The organism is Paraburkholderia sp., from assembly GCF_026225065.1.
Taxonomy (GTDB): Bacteria; Pseudomonadota; Gammaproteobacteria; order Burkholderiales; family Burkholderiaceae; genus Paraburkholderia.
In genome coordinates, this window is record NZ_JAMFSB010000182.1 from 1 (window position 1) to 3,455 (window position 3,455).

Consider the following 3,455-nt stretch of genomic DNA (forward strand, 5'->3'; position numbering starts at 1 on the left):
GATCAGGCCGCGATAGAGCAGCGTCACCAGCACGCCGATCAACGCATACAGCACGAACATCGCGCGCATCGCGTCGAGTGTCGAGCCTCCTTCGTGCTTGCTCCACCACGCGGGCCACGCGGACGCGAGCGCACCCACGGCCGCGCTCAGGCCCCCCGCGAGCGCGTAACGCGAGAACAACGCGGTGCGGGCGGCGCTGTCGACGGCGGCGCGGGCGAGCCGGGCGTGCTCCAGTGGCAGGAACACGCTGACGTCGCCGGAGCTCGGATTCAGCGTGCCGACGAAGGCGACCAGCGCGAGCGGCCAGAACGCGTGCAGCCCGGCGAACCCCAGGCCCGTGGCCACCATCGTCAGCGCCGCGGCCTGCATCAGCCGCGCGGCCGGAAAGCGATGCCCCAGCGCGCCGACCGCGATCGTTGCCGCGGCCGACCCAGCCAGCGTCAACGTGCTCAACACGCCGATCTCCACCACGCTCATGCCCAGTGCGCCAAGGTAGGCCGGCAGCAGCACTTCCACGTAGCCGTCGGCGAAGCCGCGCAGCATGCGGCTGGCGAGCAGCCAGGCGGCGGCGGGTTCGACGCCGACGGGCAGGATCCAGGAGGGGGCACGCATGCGGAGATTGTGCGGTGCAGACGTTCCGTGGCGCGCCGAACGGGCAATTAACCGACCGATTTACGCCGGGGGCCGGGCAGCTCCCGTGAAGTGGGGACTTGGCGGCTTGGTGGGTGCGGGCAGGCATGGAAACATCGAATTCGCTTTTCAGGAGTTCGAGCCATGTATTCGTTCCTCGAGGTTCAGCCGGCAGATCGAGGCCCGGTCGATGGCCGTTCATCGGCCGTTGTGTTTCGCCTGGTGGCCGTGGCAGCGATGTTCGGGGTACTGGGCGCGTGTGGCGGCGGCGGCGGCGGTGGCGGCAGCACACCCACGCCCCTACCTCCCGCGCCCTCACCTTCTGGCCCGCTCGATGCGGTGATGTCGGTGCCGGATCCGGTGGGCTATGACGCCGACCGGTTGGCTGCGTTCAACCGCTTGAATGAGATCCGTCTATCGGCGGGGCTGGGGATGTTGGCGCAGAACCGGTTGATGGACCAGGCGGCGCAGGCGCATGCGGATTGGGAGATTTCGAATGATGTCTTCGGACACGTCGAGCAAGCCGGAACAATCGGCTTTACTGGAGCGCACTGGTACGACCGGGATGAGGCTCTTGGCTACACGCCCGTTGCGGGAGGAGAAGTGGCTGCCAGCGGTGCCGCCTCCGTCGATGCTGTAAATCTCCTTGCCAACTTGGCCTATCACCGCACCATCGTTCTGGCGATCGAGCCGGTTGATATAGGTATCGGCCGAGCAGGTCAAACGGTGCCAAACGTGAGTCAGCCGATGGTTGTTGACGTTGCTGTTCCTGGAAACGACGTCGCGCGTGGACTCGGGCAATTGGCGCAGTCCTCCACAGGCGGGACAGTGATATGGCCCGTCGACAGAGCCGTTGGTGTTCGAACGACGATGGGTAGCGAGACGCCGAATCCGGTTGCCGGAAGCGATGTGCTTGCGTTGGGCACGCCAGTGTCCGTAACGGTCAGCAGTTCAGAGATCCTCTCAGTTACGAGTTTCTTTTTGATGAACATGTCCAAAAACGAAGTCGTCTTAACGCACTTGCTCACGAAGTCGAGCGATCCCAATGCGCTCGTGCCAGCGTCCTATGTCGCGGCCATTCCGCTCGCGGCGTTGGATTCGAACACCACTTTCGCGGTTGATTTCGAAGGGAGCGTTCTTGATCCCTACACGAACGTCACGACGCCGCTGTCTCGAGCCTGGACGTTCTCGACCGGCTCGGATTAGTCACACTGGTTGTCATCGTTCCGGCGGGCAACTGTTGAACGCCCCCGCACGCAAGTAGAAATCCGTTTCCCGGTACCAGGGGCCCATCAATCCGTTGGAATATCTGTTTCCGAGTGAACACGCCGCGCTTGTTCCATCCCAACAATCGCAGACGCCCGTCACGGCAGGAATCTCTTGAGCGATCCAGGGCTGGGGTGGCAAACCTACTTCTTCGATCCTTGCCTTGACGCCGACGGGCAACGTGACTGTCAAGCGTGTGTTGTAGGCCTGCCAGAGGCCGATTGCCCACCCATAGCCTTGCCCGGGCCTCACCTGATACGAAGCGCTTGCCGTATTCCCTTTGACGACGATTGGCGGTCGAACGTTGATCCAGTGGGCATCGACTTCGAATTGGACGCCAGGCAGGCAGTAGTTGCCGCATGCGTGTGTCGTCGGAATGGTGAAACTGAGCGTGATGGTCACCGGATAGGCGCTCCGATTGACGAACATGTCATCCGGAAACGGACTTGCTACCCGGGCCGACGCTGATGCGAAGTCGAAGCCCCAGTAGGCGTAGCCTGAGCTCGGAACGCCCCCAAGGGAGCTGTTGACAAGAACGTCGTCCGGAATGCCTGTTTCCGGCGGTGCCGGTGCCCCCGCCACCGCCGTCGCACACGTGCTATCCGCATCCCTTGGCCTGCAATCACTCGGCTTCATCCCCGTCACGCGGCTATCCGCGGCGGTCGTCGCCTGCGCGACGACCGCGAGGCACAGGATTCGATACAGGCTCTTGAAATGAAGCGACATGAGGCGCTGGCGAGGTTGGTTGATCGTGATTCCGGAGCGGCAGGAGCCCTGGTGCATGCGATCGATTCTCTGGCGCGTTCGTCAAGTCGCCAGGCGCCAACGAGGCGGTTTCGACCGCTCCGGCGCGGCATCGTGGCAGGCTGCGAAATGCGTCGAGAATGCGCGCTGAGAACATGTGCACAACCCTAGACACCACACTCTAGATCCCGCCCCGAACCCCCATTGACGCACCGCAACACCAAGCGCAAGATCATCGTTGTCGGGCCCTTGGTGGCCGCTGACAGTGAGTCAAACTTGCGTACCTTCTTGCGTACTTTGCGCTTCGGCGGCACCCCGTGTGCCGCGTCGGCCGGGTTCAATGAAATGAGCTCCGCGCTGCCTGTCAGCTTGCCCGCTGCATCGGCTCGTTCGCCGATCGCCATGCGCGGCGACAGCGCCCCTCCGGGCCCACGACAGCGGCGCTTCGCGCCGGAGCTGGCCTGACGGCAACCCTGCCACTCCCTTACTGAACGTTCCGGCATGCGGCCTCGCGGCTGCGTGCATGCGCGTCCCTGCGCGTCGCCTTGCCGGTGATGCGAAGGGTCCGTGCGTGCGCGTGGCGCGCGAGGACGCGAGCCGCTCGTGTCGCGCCGGCAAGCTGCCGCGCGCTCCCCGATCCGGGCCACACCCCGCAGTCATCCAGCGACCAGCGCATCCGCGTCGTCACGGCCTGCGCACGCCCGGACACAACACCAACGAGTGACGACACTCGAGGAAGGTCATCATGTTCTCGGATTTCTTTCACAGTGGCTGGACCACCGGCTCCGCCACCGCTGCCGCCCTCGGCATGACGC

2 protein-coding genes and 1 pseudogene are annotated in these 3,455 nt (G+C 64.4%); 1 reads left to right on the forward strand and 2 read right to left on the reverse strand.

Going from position 1 to position 3,455, the window contains the following annotated elements:
- Positions 1-612 (reverse strand): annotated as a pseudogene (locus tag M0954_RS13735) (MFS transporter); the annotation flags it as partial.
- Between the two features lie 162 nt (positions 613-774).
- Between M0954_RS13735 and M0954_RS13740 the strand changes: the two are divergent.
- The gene (locus M0954_RS13740) at positions 775-1,836 is read left to right on the forward strand and encodes a hypothetical protein (RefSeq protein WP_297353752.1); all 1,062 of its coding nucleotides are present in this window, start codon (positions 775-777) and stop codon (positions 1,834-1,836) included.
- A 12-nt stretch (positions 1,837-1,848) separates the two neighbouring features.
- Here M0954_RS13740 and M0954_RS13745 read toward each other — a convergent pair whose 3' ends face one another.
- Complete coding sequence (locus M0954_RS13745; protein WP_297353754.1) at positions 1,849-2,679, reverse strand: hypothetical protein; 831 nt, start codon at positions 2,677-2,679, stop codon at positions 1,849-1,851.
- Positions 2,680-3,455 lie beyond the last annotated feature (776 nt).